This is a genomic window from Pseudoalteromonas sp. G5_S1_54_S4, from assembly GCF_054968565.1.
In genome coordinates this window covers 1-1,178 of the sequence record NZ_JBQKUL010000120.1, presented here as the reverse complement: position 1 = coordinate 1,178, position 1,178 = coordinate 1, and the positions used below count along the sequence as shown (strand labels likewise).

At 48.6% G+C, this 1,178-nt stretch carries 1 rRNA gene; it reads left to right on the top strand.

Going from position 1 to position 1,178, the window contains the following annotated elements:
• Positions 1 to 25: 25 nt before the first annotated feature.
• Positions 26 to 1,178: ribosomal RNA gene (locus ACTRWE_RS19175) — 23S ribosomal RNA — on the top strand; the annotation flags it as partial.

The window sequence follows — 1,178 nt, the reverse complement described above, 5'->3', positions numbered from 1 at the left end:
AAACAAAGACCCGTTTGGGTTGTATGGTTAAGTGACTAAGCGTACACGGTGGATGCCTTGGCAGTTGGAGGCGATGAAGGACGTATTAACTTGCGATAAGCCTAGTCAAGCTAGTAAAAAGCACTTGAGACTAGGATTTCCGAATGGGGAAACCCACCTGCTTGCAGGTATCGTTAACTGAATACATAGGTTAACGAGGCGAACGCGGAGAACTGAAACATCTAAGTACCCGTAGGAAAAGAAATCAACCGAGATTCCGATAGTAGCGGCGAGCGAAATCGGAACAGCCCTTAAGCTTATTATGTGTTAATGGAAGGCTCTGGAAAGTGCCACGATACAGGGTGATAGTCCCGTACATGAAAACGCATTTTAAGTGAAATCGAGTAGGTCGGAGCACGTGAAACTTTGACTGAATATAGGTGGACCATCATCTAAGGCTAAATACTCCCAACTGACCGATAGTGAACCAGTACCGTGAGGGAAAGGCGAAAAGAACCCCTGTGAGGGGAGTGAAATAGAACCTGAAACCGTGTACGTACAAGCAGTAGGAGCCCACTTGTTGGGTGACTGCGTACCTTTTGTATAATGGGTCAGCGACTTATATTTTGTAGCGAGGTTAACCGATTAGGGTAGCCGTAGGGAAACCGAGTCTTAACTGGGCGAATAGTTGCAAGGTATAGACCCGAAACCCGGTGATCTAGCCATGGGCAGGTTGAAGGTTGAGTAACATCAACTGGAGGACCGAACCCACTAACGTTGAAAAGTTAGGGGATGACCTGTGGTTAGGAGTGAAAGGCTAATCAAACCGGGAGATAGCTGGTTCTCCCCGAAATCTATTTAGGTAGAGCCTCGGACGAATACTTACGGGGGTAGAGCACTGTTAAGGCTAGGGGGTCATCCCGACTTACCAACCCTTTGCAAACTCCGAATACCGTAAAGTAATATCCGGGAGACACACGGCGGGTGCTAACGTCCGTCGTGAAGAGGGAAACAACCCAGACCGCCAGCTAAGGTCCCAAAGTCATAGTTAAGTGGGAAACGATGTGGAAAGGCCCAGACAGCCAGGAGGTTGGCTTAGAAGCAGCCATCCTTTAAAGAAAGCGTAATAGCTCACTGGTCGAGTCGGTCTGCGCGGAAGATGTAACGGGGCTAAACTATGCACCGAAGCTGCGGATTCA